The sequence below is a fragment of the Bradyrhizobium sp. BR 10289 genome (genome assembly GCF_019455385.1).
Lineage (GTDB): Bacteria > Pseudomonadota > Alphaproteobacteria > Rhizobiales > Xanthobacteraceae > Bradyrhizobium.
This window is the reverse complement of sequence record NZ_JACOFR010000005.1, coordinates 297182-322569: the sequence shown is the minus strand read 5'-3', so window position 1 is coordinate 322569 and position 25388 is coordinate 297182. Positions and strand designations below refer to the sequence as shown.

21 protein-coding genes and 3 pseudogenes are annotated in these 25388 nt (G+C 60.7%); 7 read left to right on the top strand and 17 right to left on the bottom strand.

Translation table 11 applies throughout. The features are described 5' to 3' along the window. Positions 1–133: 133 nt before the first annotated feature. The 4 genes and pseudogenes from HYH08_RS12600 to HYH08_RS12585 form a co-directional block, all read left to right on the top strand. Positions 134–649 carry a hypothetical protein gene (locus HYH08_RS12600; RefSeq protein ID WP_220010096.1) on the top strand — a complete coding sequence of 172 codons (516 nt, stop codon included), beginning with the start codon at positions 134–136 and terminating at the stop codon, positions 647–649. A gap of 51 nt (positions 650–700) precedes the next feature. Beyond that, positions 701–1114 carry a gamma-glutamylcyclotransferase family protein gene (locus HYH08_RS12595; protein WP_220010095.1) on the top strand — a complete coding sequence of 138 codons (414 nt, stop codon included), beginning with the start codon at positions 701–703 and terminating at the stop codon, positions 1112–1114. Between the two features lie 155 nt (positions 1115–1269). Next, a complete protein-coding gene (locus HYH08_RS12590) occupies positions 1270–1503 on the top strand; it encodes a hypothetical protein (RefSeq protein WP_220010094.1) in 234 nt (77 codons plus the stop codon). Positions 1504–2003: 500 nt separating this feature from the next. After that, positions 2004–2645, top strand: a pseudogene (locus HYH08_RS12585) (DapH/DapD/GlmU-related protein); the annotation flags it as partial. Positions 2646–5589: 2944 nt separating this feature from the next. Here the strand turns inward: HYH08_RS12585 and HYH08_RS12580 are convergent. From HYH08_RS12580 to HYH08_RS12530, 11 genes and pseudogenes are all read right to left on the bottom strand, one after another. Further along, the gene (locus HYH08_RS12580; protein ID WP_220010093.1) at positions 5590–7104 is read right to left on the bottom strand and encodes a tripartite tricarboxylate transporter permease; all 1515 of its coding nucleotides are present in this window, start codon (positions 7102–7104) and stop codon (positions 5590–5592) included. Between the two features lie 11 nt (positions 7105–7115). Next, the gene (locus HYH08_RS12575) at positions 7116–7658 is read right to left on the bottom strand and encodes a tripartite tricarboxylate transporter TctB family protein (RefSeq protein ID WP_220010092.1); all 543 of its coding nucleotides are present in this window, start codon (positions 7656–7658) and stop codon (positions 7116–7118) included. Between the two features lie 163 nt (positions 7659–7821). Continuing rightward, a complete protein-coding gene (locus HYH08_RS12570; RefSeq protein WP_220010091.1) occupies positions 7822–8796 on the bottom strand; it encodes a Bug family tripartite tricarboxylate transporter substrate binding protein in 975 nt (324 codons plus the stop codon). Between the two features lie 396 nt (positions 8797–9192). Continuing rightward, complete coding sequence (locus HYH08_RS12565; protein WP_220010090.1) at positions 9193–9990, bottom strand: enoyl-CoA hydratase/isomerase family protein; 798 nt, start codon at positions 9988–9990, stop codon at positions 9193–9195. A 44-nt stretch (positions 9991–10034) separates the two neighbouring features. Beyond that, a pseudogene (locus HYH08_RS12560) lies at positions 10035–10401 on the bottom strand (serine--glyoxylate aminotransferase); the annotation flags it as partial. A gap of 152 nt (positions 10402–10553) precedes the next feature. Then, complete coding sequence (locus HYH08_RS12555; RefSeq protein WP_220010089.1) at positions 10554–10823, bottom strand: hypothetical protein; 270 nt, start codon at positions 10821–10823, stop codon at positions 10554–10556. A gap of 217 nt (positions 10824–11040) precedes the next feature. Continuing rightward, complete coding sequence (locus tag HYH08_RS12550; RefSeq protein WP_220010088.1) at positions 11041–11292, bottom strand: hypothetical protein; 252 nt, start codon at positions 11290–11292, stop codon at positions 11041–11043. A gap of 224 nt (positions 11293–11516) precedes the next feature. Further along, a pseudogene (locus HYH08_RS12545) lies at positions 11517–11699 on the bottom strand (enoyl-CoA hydratase-related protein); the annotation flags it as partial. Between the two features lie 30 nt (positions 11700–11729). Next, complete coding sequence (locus HYH08_RS12540) at positions 11730–12929, bottom strand: pyridoxal-phosphate-dependent aminotransferase family protein (RefSeq protein ID WP_220010086.1); 1200 nt, start codon at positions 12927–12929, stop codon at positions 11730–11732. A gap of 120 nt (positions 12930–13049) precedes the next feature. Next, positions 13050–14333, bottom strand: coding sequence for an MFS transporter (locus tag HYH08_RS12535; RefSeq protein ID WP_220010085.1), 1284 nt, complete (start codon positions 14331–14333; stop codon positions 13050–13052). Between the two features lie 57 nt (positions 14334–14390). Further along, a complete protein-coding gene (locus HYH08_RS12530; RefSeq protein ID WP_502787898.1) occupies positions 14391–15593 on the bottom strand; it encodes a pyridoxal-phosphate-dependent aminotransferase family protein in 1203 nt (400 codons plus the stop codon). A 133-nt stretch (positions 15594–15726) separates the two neighbouring features. On the opposite strand from HYH08_RS12530, the gene HYH08_RS12525 reads away from it, so the two are divergent. The 3 genes from HYH08_RS12525 to HYH08_RS12515 all read left to right on the top strand — a co-directional run bounded on the left by HYH08_RS12525 (position 15727) and on the right by HYH08_RS12515 (position 19965). Further along, on the top strand, positions 15727–16464 hold the full coding sequence (locus tag HYH08_RS12525; RefSeq protein WP_220010083.1) for a GntR family transcriptional regulator: 738 nt from the start codon (positions 15727–15729) through the stop codon (positions 16462–16464). A gap of 104 nt (positions 16465–16568) precedes the next feature. After that, positions 16569–19544, top strand: coding sequence for an FAD-binding and (Fe-S)-binding domain-containing protein (locus HYH08_RS12520; protein WP_220010082.1), 2976 nt, complete (start codon positions 16569–16571; stop codon positions 19542–19544). Further along, positions 19537–19965, top strand: a complete 429-nt coding sequence (locus tag HYH08_RS12515; protein ID WP_212342625.1) for a GlcG/HbpS family heme-binding protein — start codon at positions 19537–19539, stop codon at positions 19963–19965. Before HYH08_RS12520 ends, HYH08_RS12515 begins: the two co-directional genes overlap by 8 nt. Positions 19966–20960: 995 nt before the next feature. On the opposite strand, the gene HYH08_RS12510 is transcribed toward HYH08_RS12515, so the two are convergent. The 6 genes from HYH08_RS12510 to rutA are packed head-to-tail and all read right to left on the bottom strand — an operon-like array spanning position 20961 to position 25145. Continuing rightward, positions 20961–21512, bottom strand: coding sequence for a flavin reductase (locus HYH08_RS12510; protein WP_220010081.1), 552 nt, complete (start codon positions 21510–21512; stop codon positions 20961–20963). A gap of 9 nt (positions 21513–21521) precedes the next feature. Continuing rightward, entirely contained in the window at positions 21522–22112 is a 591-nt protein-coding gene (locus HYH08_RS12505; RefSeq protein WP_220010146.1) for a malonic semialdehyde reductase, read from the bottom strand. Position 22113: 1 nt separating this feature from the next. Continuing rightward, complete coding sequence (gene rutD / locus HYH08_RS12500) at positions 22114–22899, bottom strand: pyrimidine utilization protein D (protein WP_220010080.1); 786 nt, start codon at positions 22897–22899, stop codon at positions 22114–22116. A gap of 20 nt (positions 22900–22919) precedes the next feature. Further along, on the bottom strand, positions 22920–23309 hold the full coding sequence (rutC, locus tag HYH08_RS12495) for a pyrimidine utilization protein C (RefSeq protein WP_220010079.1): 390 nt from the start codon (positions 23307–23309) through the stop codon (positions 22920–22922). Positions 23310–23323: 14 nt separating this feature from the next. Next, positions 23324–24046 carry a pyrimidine utilization protein B gene (gene rutB / locus HYH08_RS12490; protein WP_220010078.1) on the bottom strand — a complete coding sequence of 241 codons (723 nt, stop codon included), beginning with the start codon at positions 24044–24046 and terminating at the stop codon, positions 23324–23326. Between the two features lie 10 nt (positions 24047–24056). Next, positions 24057–25145: a pyrimidine utilization protein A gene (rutA, locus tag HYH08_RS12485; RefSeq protein ID WP_220010077.1), complete on the bottom strand. Its 1089-nt coding sequence runs from the start codon at positions 25143–25145 to the stop codon at positions 24057–24059. Positions 25146–25388 lie beyond the last annotated feature (243 nt).

Below are 25388 nucleotides of genomic sequence, written 5' to 3'. Positions count from 1 at the left end.
TTCTATTTTTTCCGATACGAGCCATCTTCAAATTCAGCGACTTCGTGTTTAAGAGGGCGAGAGGACCATCTTGCTTTCTGAGCACCTGAACGGGCTCGACGAGCATCGAGCTATCATCAGGTAGACTCAAAGATTGATCGATCTCGTGAACGGAATCCTTTTCCTAAATGATACCGATGAGGTTCCGCTCCGTTTAGGTGGACGTTTTTACAGGCAATCCGCAGACGGAAGGTGGAACTCCGAGCATATGCTACAGGCGGTGTCATTCGATGATGAAGCTCGAATGCGAGTTAAGCTCGATTCTAGGGCTGAAGACCGGATACTCATGGCATCCGTTCTGAATGACGACATCGCCGACGTCTTCGGCTACTTGGGCATGGCCCGTGACTGGGTCGACCTCTACAACGCCTTCGAGATCATGAGGGGGGATATTGAGCAGCGCTTTGGCAAAAATGGCCCAGAGCGAATTGGCTGGCCAAGCGCCAGGCACATCAAAGCCTTTACCTCCGGTGCACAATTCGATCTCCATTCCAAACTAAGGTGGCCTAAGCAGCGAGATCAGGCGTCCCGGATGTCACTCACAGACGCGCGCGCCTTGATTCAAGACCTGTGCAGGAGATGGCTTGCCAGCTTCTCACCTATGGTGTGAACATTATGGTCGACCTCGCCGGAGGAAGACTTCGATCTTGAGGGGGTGACAGTGGCTGAACGAGTTGCGGTCTTTTTCTACGGGCTTTTCATGGACCCGGAAGCTCTTGAGGCGAAAGGCTTGCGACCATTGGGGGCACGGCAAGCGTTCGTCGAGCGCTTCGTCTTGCACCTGGGAGCCCGTGCAACGCTCGTTCCAAGCTCTAGCGGTCGCGTGTACGGCACAACCGTGCACCTCACGCACGCTGAGCTCGACCAATTGTATTCGGAGCCGAGTGTCGCAGCGTACCGACCTGAGCCTGTGCTTGTGCAACTACCTGACGGCACAGCCGAACTTGCCCTTTGCTTCAATTTGCCCTACACGCCCGAAAAGGTGAGCGGCAACCATGAATACGCTGCCGCTTTGCAAGCCGTAGCCGGCAAGATGGGATTGCCGAAGGAGTACGTAGCGGAGCTATCTCGCTGAAGCTACCCAAGATCAGCCGGTTCACGCTGGCGCCAGTCCTTTAAAGTTCAATATTGATCGCCGAGCTGGCCCCGCTCTAGCCTCGCTACGAGGTCAAGGCAGGCAACGTCCAATATGTCGGCCGAAGATCTGCGGATCGGCTTAAAAGTTGAACAATGTCAAAAGCTGTCGAGATGATCGTCGCGAGCTACGTGAAGACGAATGATCGTCGCGCGCTAGAAAACCTGCAAACGCATCGGCGCAAGCTCCTCGCTGAGTTGCAGGCGGTGACAAGCCTTGACGTGGCCGGCTCTGTGGAAGTCGTTCAGAGAGAGCTACATGTCATCGAGGCCGGTCTCGAACAGCTCAAGCCGCTGCCGGGCACAATTCCTAAAAACGAATGGGACTGAGAATGACAAAGCGAGTGCTCCGGCGCTTCTTCGTAATGAGACGCAAAGGAATGCTGTGCTGCCAAGCTCAGACTTTCTTCCGTCCGCTCCAGCCTTTGCGCAATGTCATTTGGACGCGTTCCCGCTGCTGCTAACTCCTTCAGCTGTTCGTGCTCCGCGGCTGACCATTTCTTTAGCAACGGGTAATATGCCGACATCGAACTTCCACTACTGCAGATATTGCACATACTGAATCGCGCCGTACAGCACCCCTGGCGCCGCAATGATGCACCCAACCAGAAGATCGACCCACATGAGTTGGCCCTCCCGCTGACCGAGCATGCGACGACGATTCTGGTTAACAATTAGTAAATGGGCTAAAACGGCTGCAGTACGCGACGGGATGGCTGAATGGTCGTGCCAGATCTGTCTTCATTTGGCACGATGAGAGCTTTTCGCTATATTTCGGAGTTGTCTCCCCCAATCACTCGATGAACTCACCTAGAATGACCCCTACCGTCAAACTCGCGGAAGATGAGGCTGCACTGCAAGTGCGATTGCGCAAAGCGGCGATGGAAGCCGGCGTCACGCTGATCGCGCCGGACACGGTCTTTCTGTCCGTCGACACCGTGTTCGGCAAGGACGTCACCATCGAGCCGTTCGTGGTGATCGGCCCCGGCGTGTCGATCGCCGACGGCACCGTGATCCACTCCTTTTCGCACATCGTGCAGACGACGCTCGGCAAGAACGTCTCGATCGGTCCCTATGCACGTTTGAGGCCCGGCACTTCGCTCGGCGACGGCGCGCGGATCGGCAATTTCGTGGAGACCAAGGCCGCGACGCTGGAGGCCGGCGTCAAGGTCAACCATCTCTCTTATATTGGCGATGCCTCTGTAGGCGCCAATTCCAACATCGGCGCTGGCACGATCACCTGCAACTACGACGGCTTCAAGAAGCACAAGACCACCGTCGGGCAAGGCGCCTTCGTTGGCACCAATTCTTCGCTGGTCGCGCCGGTCAGTATCGGCACGGGCGCCTATATCGGTTCAGGGTCCGTGATTACGAAGGATGTGCCCGATAATGCAATGTCTCTCGAACGGAATGAGCAGATGATCAAAGAGGGTGGTGCTACTAGGTACCGCAGTAAGAATGCGCTCAAATGAACATCTTACGTGTATCCCGCTCAAAGAATAGTAGCTGGTTCGGTCGACGGTTTCGCTCGCCGGTCTAAGCACGTGCGCAATCGTGTGGAGGTCGTCGAGTGGTAAGAAAGACCAAGCGCAAGCGCAAAGAATACACCAGCGACGATGTAAAGCTGCTCAGAGCCCATTCAAAAGCTCGTACTCGTGTCGCCAAGCTTTCCAAGATCATGAAGCGATCTGAGGGATCATTGAGGCAAAAAGCGCGCAATCTCGGAATTGGCTTGGGGCATCACCGCTAATCTTCAGTTCGCTTGCTTCAGATCGATGGCCGTCTCGGCGCGAGGAGCGTGACGGTTGCCTGAGGAACAACGCTCTTGAGAGACCAGCCTTGAGAAAAAATCGTGGCCGCTGTCGCACTTCGGTTACAGCATCTGACGTTCCGGGTTGATAAGCATCGGCTCCTCTAGTGGGAGGATTTTGATGTCGGTCGATCTGGAGCAGAGTGCAACCCGGGACAACGAGCGTGCGATAGTCACATCGAACCGTCCCGATATCCTTTATCCGTCGAACGGGCCCAAAGACCAGGCGAATCCTAAAGACGATCCAATTTATCACTATGTCCCAGGTAAATGGACTTGGGGCCCGCCGAGACACTCGACCGAATGGTAATCGACCGTAGTGAGAAGGCCACTTACGCGTGTTCTGCTTCGCGCCGGGCTTTCAAATGCTCAACTGCAAGCATGCGGTAGTGAGCGGCCATTTCGCGGCAGTGAAGCTTTGTTATAGGATCTAGAGCAACTTCGGCTCGCTGTTGGAACATTCTGGCCCGGTCAATTAATACGTCCGCCTCTGGCATTGGACCTCCACCTTCCGACTAGAAAACTTGAGTTGGGTAAGGTGGTTCCTAGGTTCAAGTCCATCACGACCAGTTCATTTCAACTTGCGGGTTGGGCTCGCGGGCCGCGCTGTAGCTATCTATGATCTTAAGCACTCATGCTGTTGTCGGAGCAGCCATCGGCAGCCTTGTGCCTGACCAACCTCTTCTGGCATTTCTTGCCGGGGCAGCGAGCCATTTTGCCATCGACGCCATTCCTCACTCCGATTATCCGCTACGATCCAACTCGATCGGACGAGACCGGGCGGCAATCTCGGCTAATTGGCTCTTACTTTGCGACCTCGCACTTCTTGCTTCAGATGCTGCGATCAGGCTCGTGGCCACATTTTTGCTGTACGGCAGTCATGGAACGAATTTTGCCATCTGGGCTGCAGCTATCGGGGCAATGCTCCCAGACCCTCTCCAGTTAGCATATCGACTATACCCACAAGAGCCGCTTCGTTCGATTCAGCGATTCCATGTCTGGAAACACACGAAGAAGAAGCTTACCCCAGCCTGGGCGATCATCTCGCAGGGCTTGTTCGTGTTGGCAGTAATCGGGTTCACAAAGCTGGCGCACCAAGCATATGTGGCTCCGAATGTGCCCGTTGTTGCGCGCTGTAGCGAGCCTTGTTTGGGCGACTAGGCGAGGGCGAAGAATGACTTAAAGATGGTATGCCGTGCAAAAATCGCGTTCAGAAACTGTTCAGTTATGGTTGATCGTTGCAAGAGGCTTGGAAGCGGTAGCCATCCTTTCCGCTTTCTTCTTTGGCACACTGGATGTCCTCGACAGCTATGGCGTCCGAAGGCGCCATGCTATACGTGCAGAGCATGGAGCGATGTTGAAGAGAGCATTAGATCGGTATCATGCAACGCGTGGCGTATGCCCAGCTCCGTTCACGGACAATCCTGCCGAGGATTTGGCTCCTGCTCTTGTGGACGGCGGCTATCTACGATTCATCCCAAAAGATCCTCTGCCGGGGCGCTCCTACCGCTACACTACGGATGGTGCATCTGGCACAGGCAGAGGTACGGGCTTAAATTTTCGCTTGAGTCGAGTGGTGACTGTATTACGGGCGTAGGTACGGAAGGCAGTGGATGGTGGGGCGCACTGTCCAAATGTCCGTTCTAACCGATCAGCCTATACGCAACCAACGGGTCGTTCTCATGCGGCCCGGATTACTGCAATGCCGGTCACGAGGGATGGCTGCACGTTGGTGTGTGATTGGCCACCGCCTGTCCCGACGTTGTTGATGGTTATGCCTGTCATTGCACTGGATGGCGGATAACTTACTGTCCCATCGATACCTGGGGCAGTTGAGAACGCTTGTGCCGAGCCAGATGTGTTGTAACCGCGAACTCCAAATTGTTGCGCATGCGCGTGTCCTGGATCTATCAGAGTGTTCGCATGGACGTGCGAGGGAATCTGCCCAGTCGTTAGTGTCACACCCTGGTTGTCAGCCGCAGCCCGCAAAGTTTATCACGAATACGTCCAACTCGCAATTTCAACCTCTACGTGGGACTCGAGAAGCGTGTTGTGTGAGGCAATGAGATTGGATCGCAATGCTCACGTCTATTGCTGATACAAAGCGTGCATGCAGCCCGACCTCGCTCTTTGAACTTAGCACGGAACCGGTGGCGCGCCGGATCCCGCGACTATGCCTCGCCTGCCGCTCAATCGCGGGCCTGCGGGAGCCGTGACGACAACCTCCTTAGGATTTCGCTGTCGCCGGCGCGCGGTCGGCGAGCTCTTCGATGGCGTAGCGATGCCCGGGAGCTGGAAAATCATCGAAATAACCGATTCCGAGAGAGCCCTACTATATGGAGTGCCCCTCCGGAAGAGCCAAAAGTCCGGATTGAACTGCCCTCGAGATTAAGGGACATTGGCGTGCCGATGGACCAAGCCTGCAGCCCCGGACTTGGCGTGCATTCGGCGGGCCGCCGTCACCGAGCGGATCGGTGACGGCGGCCGAGCGACCTGCCGATGTCTGTCGGCGGCCCGGTGGTTGCAAGTGCTGATCTGCCGTTTGGCTCGGGAAAAACCCCGGCTCGACTGGGGCTTATTTTTTTGTGCGCCGCAATCCGGCCCGCTCAGCCCAGTGTGACCGACTTGCGCCAGAGGCCCGCCCGCCCGAGCAGAGCGTCGATCGCTGGCCAGAACAGCAGCAGGATGGCCAGCGTCGTGATCGAGCCGACCAGGCCGTTCGACCAGAACACCTTCAAGGTCCCGCCGGAGCCGATCATCGACAGACGGAAGGCGTCCTCGGCGCGGTTGCCGAGCACCAGCGCCAGGGTAAACGGCGCCAGCGGAATGCCGATCTTCTTAAAGACATAGCCGACGACCCCGAAGCCCAACATTAACCAGATGTCGAACATCGCGTTCTGGATCGCATAGGCGCCGATCGCGCAGGACACCACGATCATCGGCGCCACGGCCGCGAACGGCACGCGCAGGATTGAGGCGAAGATCGGCACCGTCGTCAGCACCAGCACGAGGCCGACGACATTGCCGAGATACATCGAGGCGATCAGGCCCCAGACGAAGTCCTTGTGCTCGACGAACAGCAGCGGGCCGGGATTGAGCCCCCACACCATCAACCCGCCGAGCAGGATCGCGGCCGTGCCGGAGCCGGGAATGCCGAGCGCCAGCATCGGCAGCAGCGCCGAGGTGCCGGAGGCATGCGCCGCCGTCTCGGGTGCAAACACGCCCTCGATGCGGCCCCTGCCAAAGCTCTCAGGGTCCTTGGCGAAACGTTTTGCCAGGTTGTAGCCCATGAAGGAGGCCGCGATCGCGCCGCCCGGGGTGATGCCGAGCCAGCAGCCGATGATGGAGGAGCGCAGCAGTGTCCCCCAGTATTGCGGCAGGTCCTTCCAGACGCCGAGCACGACGCGGAGCGAAATGCTCGCTGCGTGGCCGCGCAGCGCGAGGCGCTCTTCCATGGTCAGCAGGATCTCGCTGATGCCGAACAGGCCGATGACGGCGACGAGGAAGTTGATGCCGCGAAGCAGCTCGGACGAGCCGAACGTCATGCGCAGATTGCCCGACACCGTGTCCATGCCGATGCCGGCGAGCAGGAGCCCGAGCGACATCGAGATGACGGTCTTGTGCTTGGCCTCGCGGCCGAGGCCAACGAAGGAGCAGAAGGTCAAGAGATACACCGCGAAGAACTCGGGCGGGCCGAACTTCAGCGCAAAGGACGAGATCATCGGCGCGAGGAAGGTGATCAGCAGCACCGCGACCAGCGAGCCGATGAAGGAGGACGTGAAGGCCGCGGTCAGCGCCTCGGCCGCCCTGCCCTGCTGCGCCATCGGATAGCCGTCGAAGGTGGTCGCGACCGACCAGGCTTCGCCGGGAATGTTGAACAGGATCGAGGTGATCGCGCCGCCGAACAACGCGCCCCAATAGATGCAGGACAGCATCACGATCGCCGAAGTCGGATCCATCGTGAAGGTGAGCGGCAGCAGGATCGCAACGCCGTTGGGACCGCCGAGCCCCGGCAGAACGCCGACAAAGATGCCGAGCACCAGCCCGACCATCATCAGCACGAGCGTCTTCCACGTCAGCAGGACGGCGAAGCCGTGAAGCAACAGACCGAGAGCTTCCATCGCGGATCCGCCTAGTGACCGAAGGCCGCTTCGAGCGGCCCCTTCGGCATGATGACGTCGAAGGCGATGTCGAAGGTGACGAACATGATCGCCGTGAACAGGACAGCGGTGAGCAGCGACTTCCACAGCGCGATCTTGCCGACGAGGCGCATGAAGCCCGCGATCAGCAGGAAGCTCGCGACATAGAGGCCGAGGAACTGGGTCGCCAGGCAGAACAGCAGCGTCGGCACGAACACCGCCATCACGCGGCGGGCCTGCGCACGCGTGACGAAGGTCTCGGCCGCCTTGCGATGCGCGACAAGCGCCACGATCAAGCCGTAGAGGCTGCCGCCACCGAGGATGATGGAGAGATAGAACGGGAAATAGCCCGGCTCCGGCCCGGTCGCATCCCAGGACGCGCCGGTGCGCCAATTGTCGTAGCCGAGCATCACGGCCAGCGCGAGCAGCAGCAGGCAGACGACTATCTCGACCGTGCCGGAGGAGACGACGGAGGGCGAGTCGTCTTCGGGCGCAGTCGGATCGTCGACGACGATTTCAAGATCGGTTTGGGACATGAGCTCCGTTGCGAGGCTGGGGGTTATCACCTCTCCCCGTTCTTACGGGGAGAGGTCGGCGCGAAGCGCCGGGTGAGGGGCTCTCTCCACGGGTTCGACTCGCGGAGAGAGCCCCTTACCCCGCCCTCTCCCCGTAAGAACGGGGCGAGGGAGAAGAGACCAGCTACTTCGCAACGAACCCGGCATCCGTCATCAGCGACTTGTTGATGGCATCGTCCTCTTCGAGGAATTGCACCATGTCCTTGCCGGTGAGGAAGATCGGCTTCAACGCCTGCTTCTCCATGTAGTCCTTGTACTCCGCGGTCTGCGTCACCTTGTGGAACAGCTCGACATAGAATGCCTGCTGCTCCGGGGTGACCTTGCCGGGCAGGAACATCGCGCGCAGCATCAGATACTGGACGTCGACGCCTTCCTCCTTGCAGGTCGGGATGTCGGCCCAGGACTGCGTGTCCGTCACCTTGGTGGTGTAGGAGATGCGCTCCTTGTCGAACACGCAGAGCGGACGCACCTGGCCGGCGCGCCAGACTTCGAGATTTTCGGATGGGTTGTTGACGTTGGCTTCGGTGTGGTTGCCGACCAGCTGGGTCGCAGCCTCACCGCCGGACTTGTAGGGCAGATAGGAGAATTTGGCGCCGGTCTTCTGCTCCAGGAACACGGTCAGCACGTGATCCTCACGCTTGGAGCCGGTACCGCCCATCTTGAACGGCGCGCTCGCGGCCTTCGCGGCCTCGACGAACTCCTTCACCGTCTTCGGGCCGGCGCTGTTGTCCCACAGCACGAACTGGTCGAGTGCGATCACGGAGACCGGGGTCAGCTCGCGCCAGTTGAACGGGATCTTGGCCGAGAGCGGCAGCATATAGATCAGCGAATAGGCGATCAGCACCTTGTTCGGGTCGCCCTCGCCGGACTTCATGTACATCAGCGCTTCCGCACCGGAGGCGCCGCCCTTGAGCGAGACCACCATCGGCTGCTTCATCAGATTGTTTTTCTGGATCGCGGCCTGCATCATCCGCGCCATCTGGTCGGAGGCACCGCCCGCGCCCGCCGCCACCACGATCTCGACCGGCTTGGTCGGCTCCCAAGCTGCAAAAGCCGGCGTGCCGCAAAGCGCGGCTGCCAGCGTGATCGCGGCCTTCATTCCATGTCTCACGCGCGTCTTCCCTATTTCTCGCCTATGTTCTTGTTCGGATTGGCAATTCACAAAGTCGGGCGAACTGCATTGTGCGGGCGAATACCGGCCAGTTCAAGCCGGGCCGGCGTCGCACTGCTTATGACTTTGGAATGAGACTCATCCGGACACCAGAGGGTGTCTTGCGCGGTACCAAGCAAAGAACTCAGGATTTTCTTGCATGAACCGAGGGACTTGGCCTGCGGGCATTTGCTCGGTCAAAATGACCGCCTCATAAAGGAAGAACTGTTCCTGACGAATTTGACGGACGGGAGTCTGCTCCCCGTTGTCTTGGCAAGCCTCTGTCATTTTGGCAACTCGGTTATGCTAGCCAGATAATATCTAGCATTAGCCCCCGTCCGACAACTACTTGCCCTTCCAGACGGGCGTCCGCTTGTTGAGGAAAGCGTCCATGCCCTCGCGGAAATCTTCGCTCATATAGGCCTTGAGGATCAAGTCCTCGCCTTCCTCGCGCGACAGCGTGCGGCGAATGCGGCGCACCGCTTCCTTGGTCGCCTCCAGCGTGATCGGCGCGTGGCTCGCGACGAGCTTCGCGGTCTCGTCCGCGCGGCGCTGCAGCGTCTCGACGTCGGGCACGATCTCGTTGAGCAGGCCGAGCGACAATGCTTCCTGCGCCTCGACCAGGCGTGCCTTGAAGATCATGTCCTTAGCGCGGGCGGGACCGACCAGCGAGACGACGCGGCTGATGTTCGACATCGACAGGCAATTGCCGAGCGTGCGCGCGATCGGAAAACCGATCCGCGTCGTCTCGGTGCCGATGCGAAGATCGCAACAGGCGGCGATGCCGGCGCCACCGCCGGTGCAGGCGCCGGCGATGGCCGCGATCACGGGCACGCGACACTGCTCGAGCGTTCCGAGCACGCGATCGATACGTGCCTCATAGTCGAGCGCGTCCTGCGCGGTCTTGAAGGCGCGGAATTGAGAAATATCGGTGCCGGAGGCAAACGCCTTGTCGCCGGCGCCGGTCAGGATCAATGCCTTGATCGAACGGTCGCCGTTGATCTCGGTGCAGATCTCCGCCATGCGGTCGTACATAGCGAAGGTCATGGCGTTGCGCGCCTGGGGGCGGTTGAAGGTGATCCGCGCGATGCCGTCCGTGACGGAGTAGAGCAGGTCTTCGTTAGCAGTCGTCGGTGCGTTCATCGCGCGCTCACTTTCCAAGTCAGTTCAGGTTAAGCCACTCAGGTTTAAGCCACTTGGGCTTTGACCATCGGCACCACGTCACGCCCCTTCAGGACGTCCATGGCTGCCAGCACGGCCGGCGCTCCGGTGCGGGATCTTTGCAAGATCCAGGCCCATCTCAACGCCTGCGAGCGTGCCCATCAGCATCAGATCGTTGAAATGGCCGATATGACCAGTGCGGAACACCTTGCCCTTGACCTTGTTCAAGCCGGTGCCCTGTGACATGTCGAAGTTTTCCAGCACCACCTTGCGGAAGGCGTCGGCATCAAAGCCGTCAGGCACGCGCACGCCGGTCAGCGCCGGCGAATGGGCGGCGGGATCGATGCACTGCGTCTCCAGGCCCCAGACCTTGGCCGCTGCGCGCGTCATAGCTCCTCCGAGAGTGGTATTATGAGGGCGCTAGGTGAACGAGTGCGTCCCGGTGTCTTGAGGGAGTGAGAAGAAGTTGAAGACGCTCCCAGAGAAGCACAGGACGCTAAAGACGCGGTCGCCATCGCAGGGGACAACTACCCTCGCCTTAATTGTTAGGCCGGTCTCCCCACGAAACACGAGCGGGTGATGATCTCGAATGGGTCGATCCCACCCAAATTAATCCCGTTGCGCGGAACGTTGCTATTGGTAACGGTCAAGCCGCCAATTGTGATCGTTCCGTTGACCATGTAATCGCCAGCGGGACGTCTCTCTATCAAGGCACATTCTGCCGGAGACAGCATTTTTACGGGCGGTGACACTTGCTGTTGTGCGATAACCGGCGCGAAACTCGCCAAAGCCAAAAGACTAACAATCGTTTTCATGACTCATCTCTCCCTTAGAGGGCCACCTCGTCTGGCGGCCTCTTTCAATTGAAAATCCGAGCTGTCGGCCGTTTGACGGACACCGGCTTAAGCTAATCTCACTTTGCGCTCGAACTCAAGCGGCTCAACTTTCAAGGCATTGACATCGCCACGACTCATGAAGGCCGAGCCGGATCAAGTGCAGGTTGGTATTCGCGCAATTATCGGTGCGCTATCCCTAAGAGATCTCGTGCACAAGGTGCGCTGCGTTGCCGCCGGAAACATTCGCGACGGCAAGCATGCCGGCGGGCAGGCTTATGGTTACCATGCAAGCCGAGGCCAGCCGGGCGCACTTGAACACCGACAAGATTAGGCCGGCTGCGCGGGGCATATCGGAGCCCGGCGTGCTGACCGGATCAAACAATCGACACAACGACATCTTGAGCAACGGGGAATACGCCAGCCGGCCGGTGTCGAATCGCGTCCGCATGCTCAAGGATCCCGACACTGGAAAACGCGTGTCGTGCCCCAGCTCGGAGTCACAATGGCACGATCCGATGTGCCACACCTTGCCGTCGTCGACGCCGACACTTTTGCTCGAGTGCAAGAAATCAAGCGCGATCGGGGTCAGGTCAAACCAGTGTTCACCGGAAACCCCGGCGCAGACTCTCAGGGCAACTCCATTGCGGCTCTTATCGGTGCAGGAGGCAAACGCCCGGTCAGGATCAATGCCTTGATCGAACGGTCGCCGTTGATCTCGGTGCAGATCTCCGCCATGCGATCATACATGGCGAAGGTCATGGCGTTGCGCGCCTGGGGGCGGTTGAAAGTGATCCGCGCGATGCCGTCCGTGACGGAGTAGAGCAGATCTTCGTTAGCAGTCGTCGGTGCATTCATCGCGCGTTCTCTTTCCAGTTAGTTCAGCCCTTAAGCCACCTGGGCTTTGGCGATCGGCACCACGTCACGCCCCTTCAGGACGTCCATGGCTGCCAGCACGCCGCCGCTCCGGTGCGGGATCTTTGCAAGATCCAGGCCCATCTCGACGCCGGCGAGCGTGCCCATCAGCATCAGATCGTTGAAATGGCCGATATGGCCGATGCGGAACACCTTGCCCTTGACCTTGTTCAAGCCGGTGCCCAGCGACATGTCGAAGTTTTCCAGCACCACCTTGCGGAAGGCGTCGGCATCAAAGCCGTCAGGCACGCGCACGCCGGTCAACGCCGGCGAATGTGCGGCCGGATCGATGCACTGCGTCTCCAGGCCCCAGACCTTGGCCGCCGCGCGCGTCGCCGCGCTGTGACGCTTGTGGCGGGACCAGACGTTCTCCAGCCCTTCCTCTTCCAGCATCTTCACCGCTTCGCGCAGGCCGTAGAGCAGATTGGTCGCGGGCGTGTAGGGGAAGGTGCCGAGCTTGTTGAAGCTGATCACTTCCTGCCAGTCCCAATAGGAACGCATGCCCGGGTTAACCTTCGCCACCGCGAGCGCCTTCTCCGAAACGGCGTTGAAGCCGAGGCCGGGCGGAAGCATCAGGCCCTTCTGGGAGCCGGCGACCGAGACGTCGATGCCCCAGGCGTCGTGCTCGTATTCCATCGAGCCGAGGCCGGAGATGGTGTCGACCATCAACAGCGCCGGATGTTTTGTGCGGTCGAGGATCTTGCGCACCTCCGCGGGCGGGGTGACGCAGCCGGTCGAGGTCTCGTTGTGCACGACGCAGACGGCCTTGATGGCGTGCTGCTTGTCGGCGGCAAGCCGTTTCTCGATCTCGGCGAGGTCGGCGCCATGGCGCCAGTCGCTCGGGATGAAGTCGACGTCGAGCCTGAACTTGTCGGCGATGCCGCGCCACAGCACAGCGAACTGGCCGGTCTCGCACATCAGGACCTTGTCGCCGGGCGAAAACACGTTGACCATCGCCGCTTCCCAGGCGCCGGTCCCGGACGAGGGGAAGATGATCACGGGCTGCTTGGTGCGGAATACGCGCTGCATCGCGGCAAGCACGCCGAAGCCGAGCTCGGCGAACTCCGGACCGCGGTGGTCCAGCGTCGGCATGTCCATCGCCCGCAGCACGCGGTCGGGGACATTGGTCGGTCCTGGAATCTGGAGAAAATGCCTTCCAGTATGCACGGTCATAGGCGTCCTTCCCGGTCTAGCCTTATTTTGGTGGCCGCCGAATAGCACCATTTGACCGGCTTGTCCCCTCTCCAAAGGGCTGCTCCCATGCATAAGCGGTGGACCTCCGCCGCCCCCATTCTATTCCGCGGCCACCACCTTTCCTGACGGCGCCAGCCCTTCGGCATCCGTGAACGGGCGCTCCGGGTGCATCAGGAAGGCCGAAAAGCCGCCGAGCAGCAGCAGGCCCATCGACATCAGGAACGGCAGGTACCAGTTGCCGGTCGCGTCGATCACGAAGCCGGCAACCAGCGGCGAGACGATGGCGGCGAAGGCCGAGCCCGTGTTCATGAGACCCGACGCGGTGCCCGAATATTTCGGGGCGATGTCCATCGGGATCGACCACATCGGGCCGATCACCAGCTCAGCGCAGAAGAAGCCGGCCGACAGACACAGCGCGACAACCGTGATGTCGTGGACGAACAGGATCGGAAGCAGCGATAGCAGGGCCCCGGTAAATCCGGCAACGGTCACGCTCAGCCGCGCCAGGCGGACATTGCCGGTGCGGTCGAGGATCTTGTCCGAGAGCACGCCGCCAACGCTGTCGCCGACCACGCCAGCGAAGAACACGCCGGAGGCAAACAGCGCCGAGTTCTTGATGTCGAGGCTGTAGTTATTCTTGAAGAACAGCGGCAGCCAGTTCAGGTACAGCCACAGGCACCAGCCGTAGCAGAAATAGGTCAGGGTCACCGGCCACATCCGCCCGAGCAGCGGCCCCCATGGCACTCGCGGGCGCTCACCGGTCGGGCGCGGCGGCAACGCGGCGAGCTCGGCCTCGGTGATGGAAGCATGCTCCTTCGGCTCGTTGCGGAAATACCAGACCCAGATCACGCCCCAGATCAGGCTGACGAAGCCGAGCACGACAAAGGCGCCGCGCCAGGTCAGCCAGAGGATCAGAAGCGCCACTACCGGCGGTGTCACGGCATTGCCGAGCCGGGCAAAGGAATGGGTCAGGCCTTGCGCAAAGCCGCGGCGGTTCGCCGGCGTCCAGTATTGCATCGCGCGTGTGGCGGTCGGAAACGTCGCGCCCTCGCCAAAGCCCAGCGCGAAGCGTGCGACGAACAGAGCGGCGAGACCGGTGACGAAGCCGGTCAAGATGGTGGCGACGGCCCAGATCATGCCGCACCAGAACAACGTCTTGCGCGGCCCGAAATGATCGCCGACCCAGCCGCCGATCACCTGGAACAGCAGATAGGGATAGGCGAAGGCGGAGAACACGAGACCGAGCTGGGTGTTGGACAGGCCCAGCTCCTTCTGGATCTCGCCCGCGGCCGTGCCGATATTCACCCGGTCGACATAGGTGATGAAATACATCGCGCAGAGCATCGCCAAGACGACATGCGTGGCCTTGAACCTGATCCCCATCTCCACCCTCCCTGTTTGCTTTTTTTATGATCGCCGCTCGTGTGTTCCGCGCGGTCTTTAGGTGCTCACGACTTTCAGATGCGGCGACGCATTGCCCTGCGGGCGCTGCTCCAGCAGCTTCATCGCGACATCGACACCGCCGGAGAGGTGCGGCACGCCGGCAACCGACAGCCCCATCTCAACGCCAGTGAGCGCACCAAGCAGCGTCAGCGCATTGCATTCGCCGAGATGGCCGATGCGGAAGACCTTTCCAGCGACCTTGGAGAGGCCGGAGCCGAGCGACATGTTGTAATTCTCGAGCACGACCTTGCGGAATTGATCGGCGTCATGCCCCGGCGGCATCAGCACCGCGGTGAGCACCGGCGAGAACTCCGACGGCTCCTGGCAGAGCACTTCGAGGCCCCAATGATTGACCGCGGCGCGGGTTGCAGCAGCGAGCCGCTGATGCCGCGCGAACACGTTGTCGAGCCCCTCCTCCAGCAGCATCGCGATCGCCTCGCGCAGGCCGTAGAGCAGATTGGTCGCCGGCGTGTAGGGAAAGAAGCCGTTGGCGTTGGGCTTGAGCATCTCCGCCCAGTCGAAATAGGAGCGCGGCATCTTGTTGGTCTTGGATGCGGCAAGCGCCTTCTCCGAGATCGCGTTGAAGCCGAGACCGGGCGGCAGCATAAAACCCTTCTGCGAGCAGCTGACGCTGACATCGACCTTCCACTCGTCGTGGCGGTAGTCGACCGAACCGAGCGAGGAGATGGTGTCGACCATCAGCAGCGCCGGATGCGAGGTGCGATCGATCGCGGCGCGGATTTCAGCGATACGGCTGGTCGCGCCGGTCGAGGTCTCGTTGTGCACGACCATCACGGCCTTGATCGCGCGCGCCTTGTCGTCGGTGAGCTTTGCTTCGATCACGGCCGGGTCGGCGCCGCGGCGCCAGTCGCCGGGCACGAAATCAACCTCGATGCCAAAGCGCCCCGCCATCTGCCGCCACAGCGTGGCGAAATGTCCGGTCTCGACCATCAGCACTTTGTCGCCCGGCGACAGCGTGTTGACAATCGCGGCCTCCCAGGCTCCGGTCCCTGACGAGGGGAAGATGATGACCGGACCCTTGGTCTGGAAAATCCTTTGGCTGCCTTCGAGCACGGAGCGGCCGAGCGCGCCGAACTCGGCGCTGCGGTGGTCGATCACAGGCATGTCCATGGCGCGCAGGACGCGCTCGGGGACCGGGCTCGGGCCCGGAATCTGAAGGAAATGGCGTCCCTGGTGCATGCAAACCTCCCTATCGACGGATTCTGGCCGGCTCCGACGACTATTTTGCATTCATTTTTTGTCCTTTCAATCATAATTTGGTATTCGATTACGGACATCGACGCGACCAACCAGGCAAACTACTGTGCTGCAAATGAAATCCACGATTCCCGACAGCGGGGTTCCGATCGCCTCGCCCGCTACAAATGGCGGCGAACGTCAGGAGGCCTCGCTTCACGGCGAGATCCTGCTGCGGCTGCGCGACTATGTGGTCGAGGGCAACATTCCCGAGGGCGGGCGCGTTCCCGAGCGGCAGCTCTGCGAGATGCTCGGCATCTCCCGCACGCCCTTGCGCGAGGCACTGAAGGTGCTCGCCGCCGAGGGGTTGATCGAGCTCCTCCCCAACCGCGGCGCGCGCGTGCGCCAACTCAGCCAGCGCGATCTCGAGGAACTGTTCGACGTGATGGCCGGCCTGGAGAGTCTCGCCGGGCGCCTTGCCTGCGAGGCCATGACGGACGCGGAAATCACCGCGATCGAGCAATTGCATTACGAGATGTACGGCCACTATCTGCACCGCGACATGCACGGCTATTTCCAGACCAACCAGCGTATCCATGAGAGCATCGTCACGGCCGCGCGCAACGCGACGCTGGAGACCGCCTACGCCAATTTCGCCGGCCGCATTCGCCGCGTCCGCTACTCCGCCAATTTCGCCCGCAAGCGGCAGCGCTGGGCGGAGGCGATGCGCGAGCACGAGGCGATTCTGGATGCGCTGCGCCGGCGTGCCGGCAGCGAGCTCAGCGACATCCTGTTCCAGCACCTGCGCAACAAGCGGACAGCCGCGATCGAGCACCTGACCGAGCCCCAAGAGGACGCGCCAGCGACGCCTTGAGCGGCGCCGGCTTCCTCATTTTGAATTCATAATATAATCGGTCATGGATAATAATGAATAACTCAGCAAGGCCTTCGCCTCGCTGGGGCAGTCCGGGATCAGGGATGACAAACGCCTCCTCGCTCGAACGGCGCATGCGCGCGGACATGACCGGCGACGTCCTGTTCGATCGCTTCAGCCGTGGCCGCTACGCCACGGACGCCTCGTTCTACCAGATCATGCCCGCGGGCGTGGTCGTGCCTAAAACCATGGACGAGGCCCTGCGGGCCCTGGCGATCGCGCGCGATGAGGGCGTGAAGGTCACCCCGCGCGGCGGCGGCACCTCGCAATGCGGCCAGACCGTCAATGACGGGCTGGTGGTCGATCTCTCCAAGCATCTCAACAAGATCCTGTCGCTCGACGTCGAGGGCCGCACCTGCGTGGTCGAGCCGGGCATCGTGCTCGACGATCTCAACCGGCAGCTCAAAAAGCACGGCCTGTGGTTTCCGGTCGACGTCTCCACCGCCTCGCGCGCCACCATCGGCGGCATGGCCGGCAACAATTCCTGCGGCGGCCGCTCGCTTCGCTACGGCACCATGCGCGACAATACGCTGTCGATGGAGGCTTCGCTCGCCGACGGCACACTGAGCCGTTTTGGCGAGGTGTCGCGCGATCTCTCGGACAGCGACGCCGCCGAGACCATGCGCGCCCTGTTCCGCGACATGCTCGATCTCGGGATGCGCGAAGCCGACGAGATCGCGGCGCGCTTCCCACAAGTGCAGCGCCGCGTCGGTGGGTACAATCTCGATGCGCTGGTGCCGCGCAATGCGCGCAACAACATGGCGCATCTGCTGGTCGGCTCCGAGGGCACCCTCGCCTTTACGACCAAGGTCGAGCTGAAGCTCTGGCCGGTGATCCGCAACAAGGCGCTGGGTGTCTGCCATTTCGGCAGCTTTTACGAAGCCATGGACGCGGCCCAGCATCTGGTCAAGCTGAAACCGATCGCGGTCGAGCTGGTCGACCGCACCATGCTCGCGCTCGGCCGCGATATCGCGATGTTCAAGCCGATCATCAACGCCGCCATCAAGGGCGATCCGGATGCCGTCCTGGTGGTCGAGTTCGCCGAGGAAGACCAGACGGACAATCTAGTGCGCCTCAAGCAGCTCTCTCAGCTCATGGGCGATCTTGGCTTTGGCTGGACCAACGAGCCGCGCAAATGGGGCGGCGTGGTGGAGATCACCGAGCCGGCGCTGCAGAGCGGCATCGCCGATTTCCGTGCGGCCGGCCTCAACGTCATGATGTCGATGAAGCAGGAGGGCAAGCCGGTCTCCTTCGTCGAGGACTGCGCCGTTCCGCTGCCGCACCTCGCCGACTACACGGCGCGGCTGAACGAAGTGTTCGCCAGGCACGGCACCAGCGGCACGATGTATGCGCACGCCTCCGAAGGCTGCCTGCATGTGCGCCCCGTGCTGAATTTGAAGCTGGAAAAGGACGTCAAGGCGATGCGCGCCATCGCCGAGGAAGCCTTCGCGCTGGTGCGCGAATACAAGGGCTCGCATTCCGGCGAGCATGGCGACGGCCTGGTGCGCTCCGAATTCCACGAGACCATGTTCGGCGAACGTCTCGTCGCCGACTTCCGCGAGGTCAAGCATCGCTTCGACCCTGATGGCGTGCTCAACCCCGGCAAGATCGTCGACGCGCCCAAGATGGACGATCGCTCGCTGTTCCGCTTCAAGCCCGACTATCGCGTCGCTGAGCTGAGAACAAAACTCGACTGGTCCGCTTATCCCGGCGCCGGCGGCGGCTTCCAGGGCGCGGTCGAGATGTGCAACAACAACGGCGCCTGCCGCAAGCTCGAGGGCGGCGTGATGTGCCCGTCCTATCGCACGACGCGCAACGAGAAGGATGTCACGCGCGGGCGTGCCAACACGCTGCGGCTCGCGATCTCCGGCCAGCTCGGCCCCGATGCGCTGTCCTCCGACGAGATGATGGAGACCCTCAAACTCTGCGTCTCCTGCAAGGCCTGCCGCCACGAATGCCCGACCGGCGTCGACATGGCCAAGATGAAGATCGAGGTGCTCGCCGCGCGCGGCGCCTCCCACGGCCTGACACTGCGCGACCGCCTGGTCGGCTACCTCCCGCGCTATGCCGGCCTCGCCGCGCGCTTCGCGCCGCTGGCGAATTTGCGCAACCATAGTCCGCTGCTGCGAAAGCTGTTCGAGCGCTTTACCGGCATCAGCGCGCGCCGTGGGCTGCCCGCCTTCCGCAGCGATGTGTTCGTACCGCCGGCGGAAACGGTCGGACCGGAGACCGGCCGCGAAGTCGTCCTCTTCGCCGACACCTTCAATCGCATCTATGAGCGCGAAAACCTCGACGCCGCGCTGCGCGTGCTGACGGCGGGCGGCTATCGCGTGCATCTGCCCAAGCCTGCGAACGGCAGCCGGCCCCTCTGCTGCGGCCGCACCTTCCTGTCCGCCGGTCTTGTCGATGAAGCCCGGTCCGAACTCGATCGTCTGGTGACCGTCTTCGCGCCCTTCGCGGCACGCGGCGTGCCGATCGTCGGCCTTGAGCCGAGCTGCCTCCTGACGCTGCGCGACGAGCTCGCCTCGTTGCGCAAGGACAACGACGCCAAGGCTGTCGGCGCTCACGCGCTGACCTTCGAGGAATTTCTGGTGCGCGAGGCGGAAGCCGGCCGGCTGCAATTGCCGCTCGGCGCCGTCGCAGAGAAGGCATTGGTGCACGGCCATTGCCACCAAAAATCCTTCGGTGCCTTCAAGCCGGTCGAGCAGGTGCTGCGCCTGGTTCCCGGCCTGAAAGTCGAGACCATCGAGTCAAGCTGCTGCGGCATGGCCGGCGCCTTCGGCTATGGCGCCGACACCTATGATGCCTCGATCGAGATGGCCGAGTTGTCACTGCTACCCGCCGTGCGCAAGGCCGATCAGTCCACGCTGGTTGTTGCCGACGGCACCTCCTGCCGACACCAGATCCACGACGGCGCGCAGCGCGCGGCACTTCACGTCGCGCGCGTGCTGGCGATGAGCCTCGATCGCGCCGACATCAATTCCACCTCTCACACCGAAAAGGAAACCAGCCATGGCTGAACTCACGCTCGACACCGCCCGAAAGATCCTCGATGCCGCCTTCGCAAAATCCACCGAGCTGAAGCTGAAGCCGCTGGTCGTCACCATCCTCGACGCCCGCGGCGTGCTGAAGATCGCCGCCGCGCAGGACGGCACCAGCCTGATGCGTGCCGAGATCGCCCACGGCAAGGCCTATGGCGCCCTCGCCATGGGCATGGGCTCGCGCGCGCTGTATCAGCGCGCCCAGGAGCAGGCCTATTTCATCGACGCCGTGAACACGATCGCCAAGGGCGCGCTCGTGCCGGTCCCTGGCGGCGTGCTGATCATGGACGGCACCACGCTGCTCGGCGCGGTCGGCGTCTCCGGCGACACCTCCGACAATGACGAGGCCTGCGCGGTCGCCGGCATCCAGGCGGCGGGACTGAAGGCCAACGCGGGGTAACCTGTCACTCTACTAAGCGCGTACGCATTCCATATAGCCGCAAACCCAGCTCCCGCGGGATCGTCGGGGGTTTGGGTCCCTGGAGCGCTACCGCCTTTCCCAACACCAACTAAACCTACGATATCTCAGCCAATCTTACGCATAGGGCAGTTCGTGAGCCCTGGGATAAGCGCAGCTTTACGCTCACGCAGGGGAATATTGAAAGATCTCGGGCTACCAGTCGGCTGAAAGCGGCCTGTGTCGCGAAAAATCGCAAGCGAGCGAATTTTCGATACCACTATCGTATGCTAGCAGGCGGTGTCTCTGGTCAGAATTTCACACGGTTTGAATTGCAGGTTCAAATCCCGGAGGCGCAACCACCGATACCGACATTCCCTTCAGGTAGCGATCTGACCGAGGGCGTTCCCTGCGTCCCGAACGCAGTGCGTATCTTCTAAGCTATTGATATTTCTTGATGTGACAGTCACTTCCATCCCGTTTTGTTCACGGTCGTTTCGCCTAATTCGTTGCGATTTCGTTGCGGCGCTCTCGAAGAAGAACTGAGCTGCGCGAGGCGTAGGCATCTTTGAATGCGCGGCGGGATCTCCGGCCGAGGTTAACCGACCGGGAGCCGCCTCGCGCCGTTGGTGATGGGGGCTGTACGCCGCTATCGCTGAGTTGTCGGGGGTTCGAGTCAGTGGTCCGCTACATCGCGAAACCCACTATTTCGGAGGCCCTGTTTTCTTATTGGCGAGCAGCCTAACTTGGATCTCGATAGTCCGCCAAGAGCAGCCGTTTGTGCGCGATTCGCCGCCGGCAAAAATAAGTCGGCGTGCCAACGTAGCCACTATCCCTCTGGGTAAGCGCTCGGTGAAGATTTTGACGTCGACACAGAACGGCGTCACGGCGGAGCGGCGAGCGATCACATGCGATTTTTTGAAACGGACTCCACGCCGAGGCATTTCAATCCGGCGTCGTTTCTGGTTGGTTGGCTCGAGGAGTTGAATTTCGATGAGCTAAGCATGCGCGACGCTCTTGGAGAGATCATTACCGCTTGGTTGGAGGCGTTCTCCGATCACATGGTAATTGCGGTCGACATAGACCAAGCTTGCCGACGTGAGATGGCGATAGATCGCCAATACCTCGCAAAAAATGACGTCGTGTGTCCCTATGCTTGACGTCTGCACCCGACGACAGTCGAAAGCTACGGAAGCTCCTATTAAAATCGGGGCTCCTGAGACGCCTCTCGACCATTCTGCAGCGCGGAAGCGTTCATCCATGGGCGTCTTGCCACCGAAAATCCGCGACAAATCCTCGCTCGCTGGGCCCAGCGTGTTGACGCTGATCACCTCGTTTCTGAGGAAGACCGGATACACGGAAGCCTCTCTGTTGAGGCAGACCAACAGTGTCGGCGGCCTGTCCGTTACGCTGCAGACCGCAGAGGCAGTAAATCCTGCTCTTCCGCCTACACCGTCGGTGGCAACAATGTTGACGGCAGCAGGCAAACGCGCCATCCCTTCACGAAACTCTTCCCTGCTCACAGGCAGATGCTGAGCTAAGTTATACATCGAGCTCTCCTACAAAAAGCGGGATCCATCGCTGATACTTAGGCGAGGCAATCGCTCAAATAGCTTGCTGCGATCACCGTAGCCCACGTTGATCAGTAGATCTGATCGCCAGGTGGTCCCGGCGAGGAACGTTTCGTCGACCAATTTGCGCGTGAATCCGGACATCGGGCCGGTATCGAGACCCAGCGCCCGCAATGCCATTATGAGATAGGCCGCCTGCAACGATCCGTTTCGGAGCGCCGTGTCCGCCGCAAATTCTGGTGTCGATGTGAACCATGACCGCGCGTCCGCGTGCGGAAACAATTCTGGCAGCCGATCGTAAAAGCGCGTGTCATGGGCAACGACGACCGTAACCGGGGCGGTCATCGTCTTCTGAACATTTCCAGCCGACAAGGCGGGCTTGAGCTTCTCCTTCGCCGCGGCGCTTCGCAAAAAAACAAATCGCGCAGGGGAAGAGTTCGCTGATGTCGGGCCCAATTTTGCAAGTTCGTAGGCTTCAGCTAGCAGGCGGTCGTCCACGGGCTTCGGGAGCCATTCACTATGGGTACGTGCTTCGGTGAAAAGGGTCGCTATTGCTTCGGCATTGACAGCGGTAAACACATTACTCACGGCTCGCCTCCGCGATAAAGGAGGAAAGCGCAAGATTGAAGGGACTCGGTTCCGTGACCGTGAAGGCATGACCTCCGTGGGGAATGATCCAAAGCCGCCCGCGCGGAAGTGACTTTGCCAAAGTCTCGGAACACGTGAACGGGACCAGGATGTCGTCCTTCGAGGCGGCGATCAACACGGGAATAGCAATTCGCTCGAGGTCAACGCTCGCATCGAACGCGCGCAGCGCTCCAACTCTCGCGCGGAGATTGGACGCGCCCTGGAAGCCAAGAACTCCGTGCTCGACTTCCTTCTCGACGCGCTCGGCGTTGACCGACGACCAAACAGCCGGGTAGAGGAAGAGGGGTTGCGCCTTCACATAGGCCTCGACGCCTACGTGATCGAGAAGGGCCAGCCGCATGTCGAAACATCGAGCCGTTTGCGTGTCAAGCGACGCCCAGGAATTCACGAGACAGAGACTGACGCACTGGCTCCGCTGCCGCCGGCTTAGCGCCAGCCCCACCAATCCTCCGAGGGCGTGACCGACGAAATGGTAGGTACGAGTCCCGGACGCTTCGGCGATGGCCTCGACGTCATCCGCCATGTGGTCGATCGTGTAGGGGGTGGGTAGGACCTCGGCGTTCTCCCCCGTCCCGCGATGGTCGTAGACGAGTACGCGAAACGCCTTGCTCAATTCGTCGAGCTGAGGCTGCCAAAATTGACCTAGCCCGCCGAGTCCCGCCGACAGGATGACTGTCGGCGCATCTACCGCCGCGGAGCCGATTTGCCGATACTTCATGCGCGCACCGAGATAGAACGTTAGCTCTTGCCGATATGGGCGATGGAAGCGATCTCCACGAGCGCGTCGGGCTTGACGAGCCCGCATTGGACGCAATATCGCGCGGGTTTGTCCCCCGGGAAAAACTCGGCATAGACCGTGTTGATGGCTGCGTAGTTCGCCCAGTCCGTCAGGAAGATCGAATTAAAGGTGACGTCCGCCATGCTGCCGCCGGCCGTCTCGATCACGCCCTTGATGATCTCGAGGACATGCCTGGTCTGCGCGGCCGCGTCACCCACATGAACGACGTTGTTTTCCTTGTCGAAGGGCAACGTGCCGGACACGTAGACAATGCCGTCCGCCAGCGTTCCCGGCGAGAACGGAGCAATCGGAACACCAGTACCTTTGGGAGTAACGACAACCTTTGGCATGTTTCACCTATCTTCTATTCAGGAGCCACTTGAGAGATCGCACCGCAGAACTCAGCTGCGGAAGTCACCCAACCGAAGAACTTCTCAATGTTGTAGAGCGCAGCCTTCTGGATGAAGTCTGGGCCTAGTTGATGGGTCGCGTCCTCGACGACCACGCCGAAGTACTCGAGATGGAAGGCATCGCGCAGCGCGGATTCGACGCAAACATTGGTCGCCACGCCAGTGAAGACAAGGTTGCGAATTCCACGCGCCCTCAGGATGCTATCGACGTTGGTGTTGAAGAAGCCGCTATATCGGGTTTTGGGTACGAGAATGTCGCCGGGTCGCGGAGCCAGTTGATCGACGATGGCATAGTCCCAGCTTCCCTTGGCAAGGAGCGTCCCCTGCAGCTCTGGTCGCGCGCGCATCGTCTTCAGCGCGTTCGACTTGTGCCAATTCGGCGAGCCCGGACCTCCTGCTTCAACGTAGTCTGGGTCCCAACCGTTCTGGAAGTAGACCACGAGCACGCCGGCCGCGCGGGCAGCTTCGAGTAGCCTTGCCGTCTGCGCTATCGCGGCATCGCTGCCCGATATGTCGAAGCCGGCGAGATCGCAGTAGCCGCCTTTGGAAACATAGGCGTTCTGCATGTCGACGACGATCACCGCGGTTTCGTTCGGCCTGACCGATAACGGCTCGGGCCTCGCCGGAAGAGTCACTTCCGCCCGCCCAAGGGTAAGCGCGCTGAATCCGGTCTGCATAGCTGACTCCTCAAGAAGCTTTCGCGAGCGCCTCGATGTGACGGCGCGATTTCATGAGAGGTTGGATGCGCGTGCCGAAATTTTCCACACCCTTCACGAAGTCGTCGAAAGTCAGCAACACACCTTCGGCACCGGGAACGGTGGCGATTTCGTCGAGCATCCGCGCGACGGACGCGTATGAACCGACCAAGGTGCCCATGTTGATGTTCACATTGGATGTGGGGTCGGCCATCTGACGTACATTCGTGTCTTTTCCCGACGTCTTGTCGGCACCCGATTGCAGGGTCAGCCAGTCCAGAGCTTCCTGATCCGCGCCGCTCTTGTAGAGCTCCCATTTGGCGCGCGCGGCTTCGTCCGTTTCATCGGCAATAATCATGAACAGGGCAAACGACGTCACCTGCCGGCCCGTCTTCTTAGTCGCCTCGATGAGCTGCGCGGCGGTCGGCGCAAACGCGGTCGGCGTATTGACGCCCTTCCCGAAGCAGAAATTGTAGTCCGCATACCGGGCCGAGAATGCCATTCCCGCGTCGCTCTGACCCGCGCAGATAATTTTCATATCGGCCTGCGGCCTGGGGCTGACGCGGCAATCGTCCATCTGGAAGAAGTCGCTCTTGCGGTTGCTGACGCCGCTCTCCCAAAGATCTCTCAGGATCTGCACGTATTCCGAGAGATATTCGTAACGTCGTCCGAAATACTCATCCCCGGGCCATAGGCCCATCTGCGTATATTCCGGCTTCTGCCATCCGGTGATCAGATTGAGCCCAAAGCGACCGTTGGAAATCGAATCGATGGTCGACGCCATGCGGGCCACCACAGCAGGCGGCATCACCAATGACGCCGACGTCGCAAACAGCTTGATTTTGGAAGTCACGGCCGCAAGACCCGCCATGAGCGTGAACGATTCCAGATTGTGCTCCCAAAACTGCGTCTTCCCGCCGAAGCCGCGGAACTTGATCATCGAGAGCGCGAAATCGAAGCCATAGGTTTCGGCCTTCTGCACGATTTCCTTGTTCAAAGCGAACGTCGGCATGTACTGCGGCGACGTGCTGGATATGAGCCAACCGTTGTTTCCAATCGGAATGAAGACGCCGACTTTCATGATGCTTCCCGCAGTTGTGGCGAGTATCGCCTGATGGACCCGCTTGCTATCAGCAGGAAGCGTGCCATCGCGGGATTGCCTCATGAATTCAGAGGCTTGAAAAATTGATGAGCGACATGTTGGACTATTTTGTCCATTTTTGACGATTTAGTCCAGTTTTTTGAACGGTTTCCCGGCACCTCGGCGCCTAAACATCAATCACACCATCGAACGGACTCGTTAAAGCATGGAGCCATCAACAGT

What these genes read in the sequence shown, in the direction of transcription:
- HYH08_RS12590 (WP_220010094.1), top strand. Translation starts at nt 1,270, where the DNA reads ATGTCAAAAGCTGTCGAGATGATCGTCGCGAGCTACGTGAAGACGAAT.
- HYH08_RS12580 (WP_220010093.1), bottom strand. Translation starts at nt 7,104, where the DNA reads ATGGAAGCTCTCGGTCTGTTGCTTCACGGCTTCGCCGTCCTGCTGACG.
- HYH08_RS12575 (WP_220010092.1), bottom strand. Translation starts at nt 7,658, where the DNA reads ATGTCCCAAACCGATCTTGAAATCGTCGTCGACGATCCGACTGCGCCC.
- HYH08_RS12570 (WP_220010091.1), bottom strand. Translation starts at nt 8,796, where the DNA reads ATGAAGGCCGCGATCACGCTGGCAGCCGCGCTTTGCGGCACGCCGGCT.
- HYH08_RS12565 (WP_220010090.1), bottom strand. Translation starts at nt 9,990, where the DNA reads ATGAACGCACCGACGACTGCTAACGAAGACCTGCTCTACTCCGTCACG.
- HYH08_RS12555 (WP_220010089.1), bottom strand. Translation starts at nt 10,823, where the DNA reads ATGAAAACGATTGTTAGTCTTTTGGCTTTGGCGAGTTTCGCGCCGGTT.
- HYH08_RS12550 (WP_220010088.1), bottom strand. Translation starts at nt 11,292, where the DNA reads ATGCGGACGCGATTCGACACCGGCCGGCTGGCGTATTCCCCGTTGCTC.
- HYH08_RS12540 (WP_220010086.1), bottom strand. Translation starts at nt 12,929, where the DNA reads ATGACCGTGCATACTGGAAGGCATTTTCTCCAGATTCCAGGACCGACC.
- HYH08_RS12535 (WP_220010085.1), bottom strand. Translation starts at nt 14,333, where the DNA reads ATGGGGATCAGGTTCAAGGCCACGCATGTCGTCTTGGCGATGCTCTGC.
- HYH08_RS12530 (WP_502787898.1), bottom strand. Translation starts at nt 15,593, where the DNA reads ATGCACCAGGGACGCCATTTCCTTCAGATTCCGGGCCCGAGCCCGGTC.
- HYH08_RS12525 (WP_220010083.1), top strand. Translation starts at nt 15,727, where the DNA reads ATGAAATCCACGATTCCCGACAGCGGGGTTCCGATCGCCTCGCCCGCT.
- HYH08_RS12520 (WP_220010082.1), top strand. Translation starts at nt 16,569, where the DNA reads ATGACAAACGCCTCCTCGCTCGAACGGCGCATGCGCGCGGACATGACC.
- HYH08_RS12515 (WP_212342625.1), top strand. Translation starts at nt 19,537, where the DNA reads ATGGCTGAACTCACGCTCGACACCGCCCGAAAGATCCTCGATGCCGCC.
- HYH08_RS12510 (WP_220010081.1), bottom strand. Translation starts at nt 21,512, where the DNA reads ATGTATAACTTAGCTCAGCATCTGCCTGTGAGCAGGGAAGAGTTTCGT.
- rutD (WP_220010080.1), bottom strand. Translation starts at nt 22,899, where the DNA reads ATGAAGTATCGGCAAATCGGCTCCGCGGCGGTAGATGCGCCGACAGTC.
- rutC (WP_220010079.1), bottom strand. Translation starts at nt 23,309, where the DNA reads ATGCCAAAGGTTGTCGTTACTCCCAAAGGTACTGGTGTTCCGATTGCT.
- rutB (WP_220010078.1), bottom strand. Translation starts at nt 24,046, where the DNA reads ATGCAGACCGGATTCAGCGCGCTTACCCTTGGGCGGGCGGAAGTGACT.
- rutA (WP_220010077.1), bottom strand. Translation starts at nt 25,145, where the DNA reads ATGAAAGTCGGCGTCTTCATTCCGATTGGAAACAACGGTTGGCTCATA.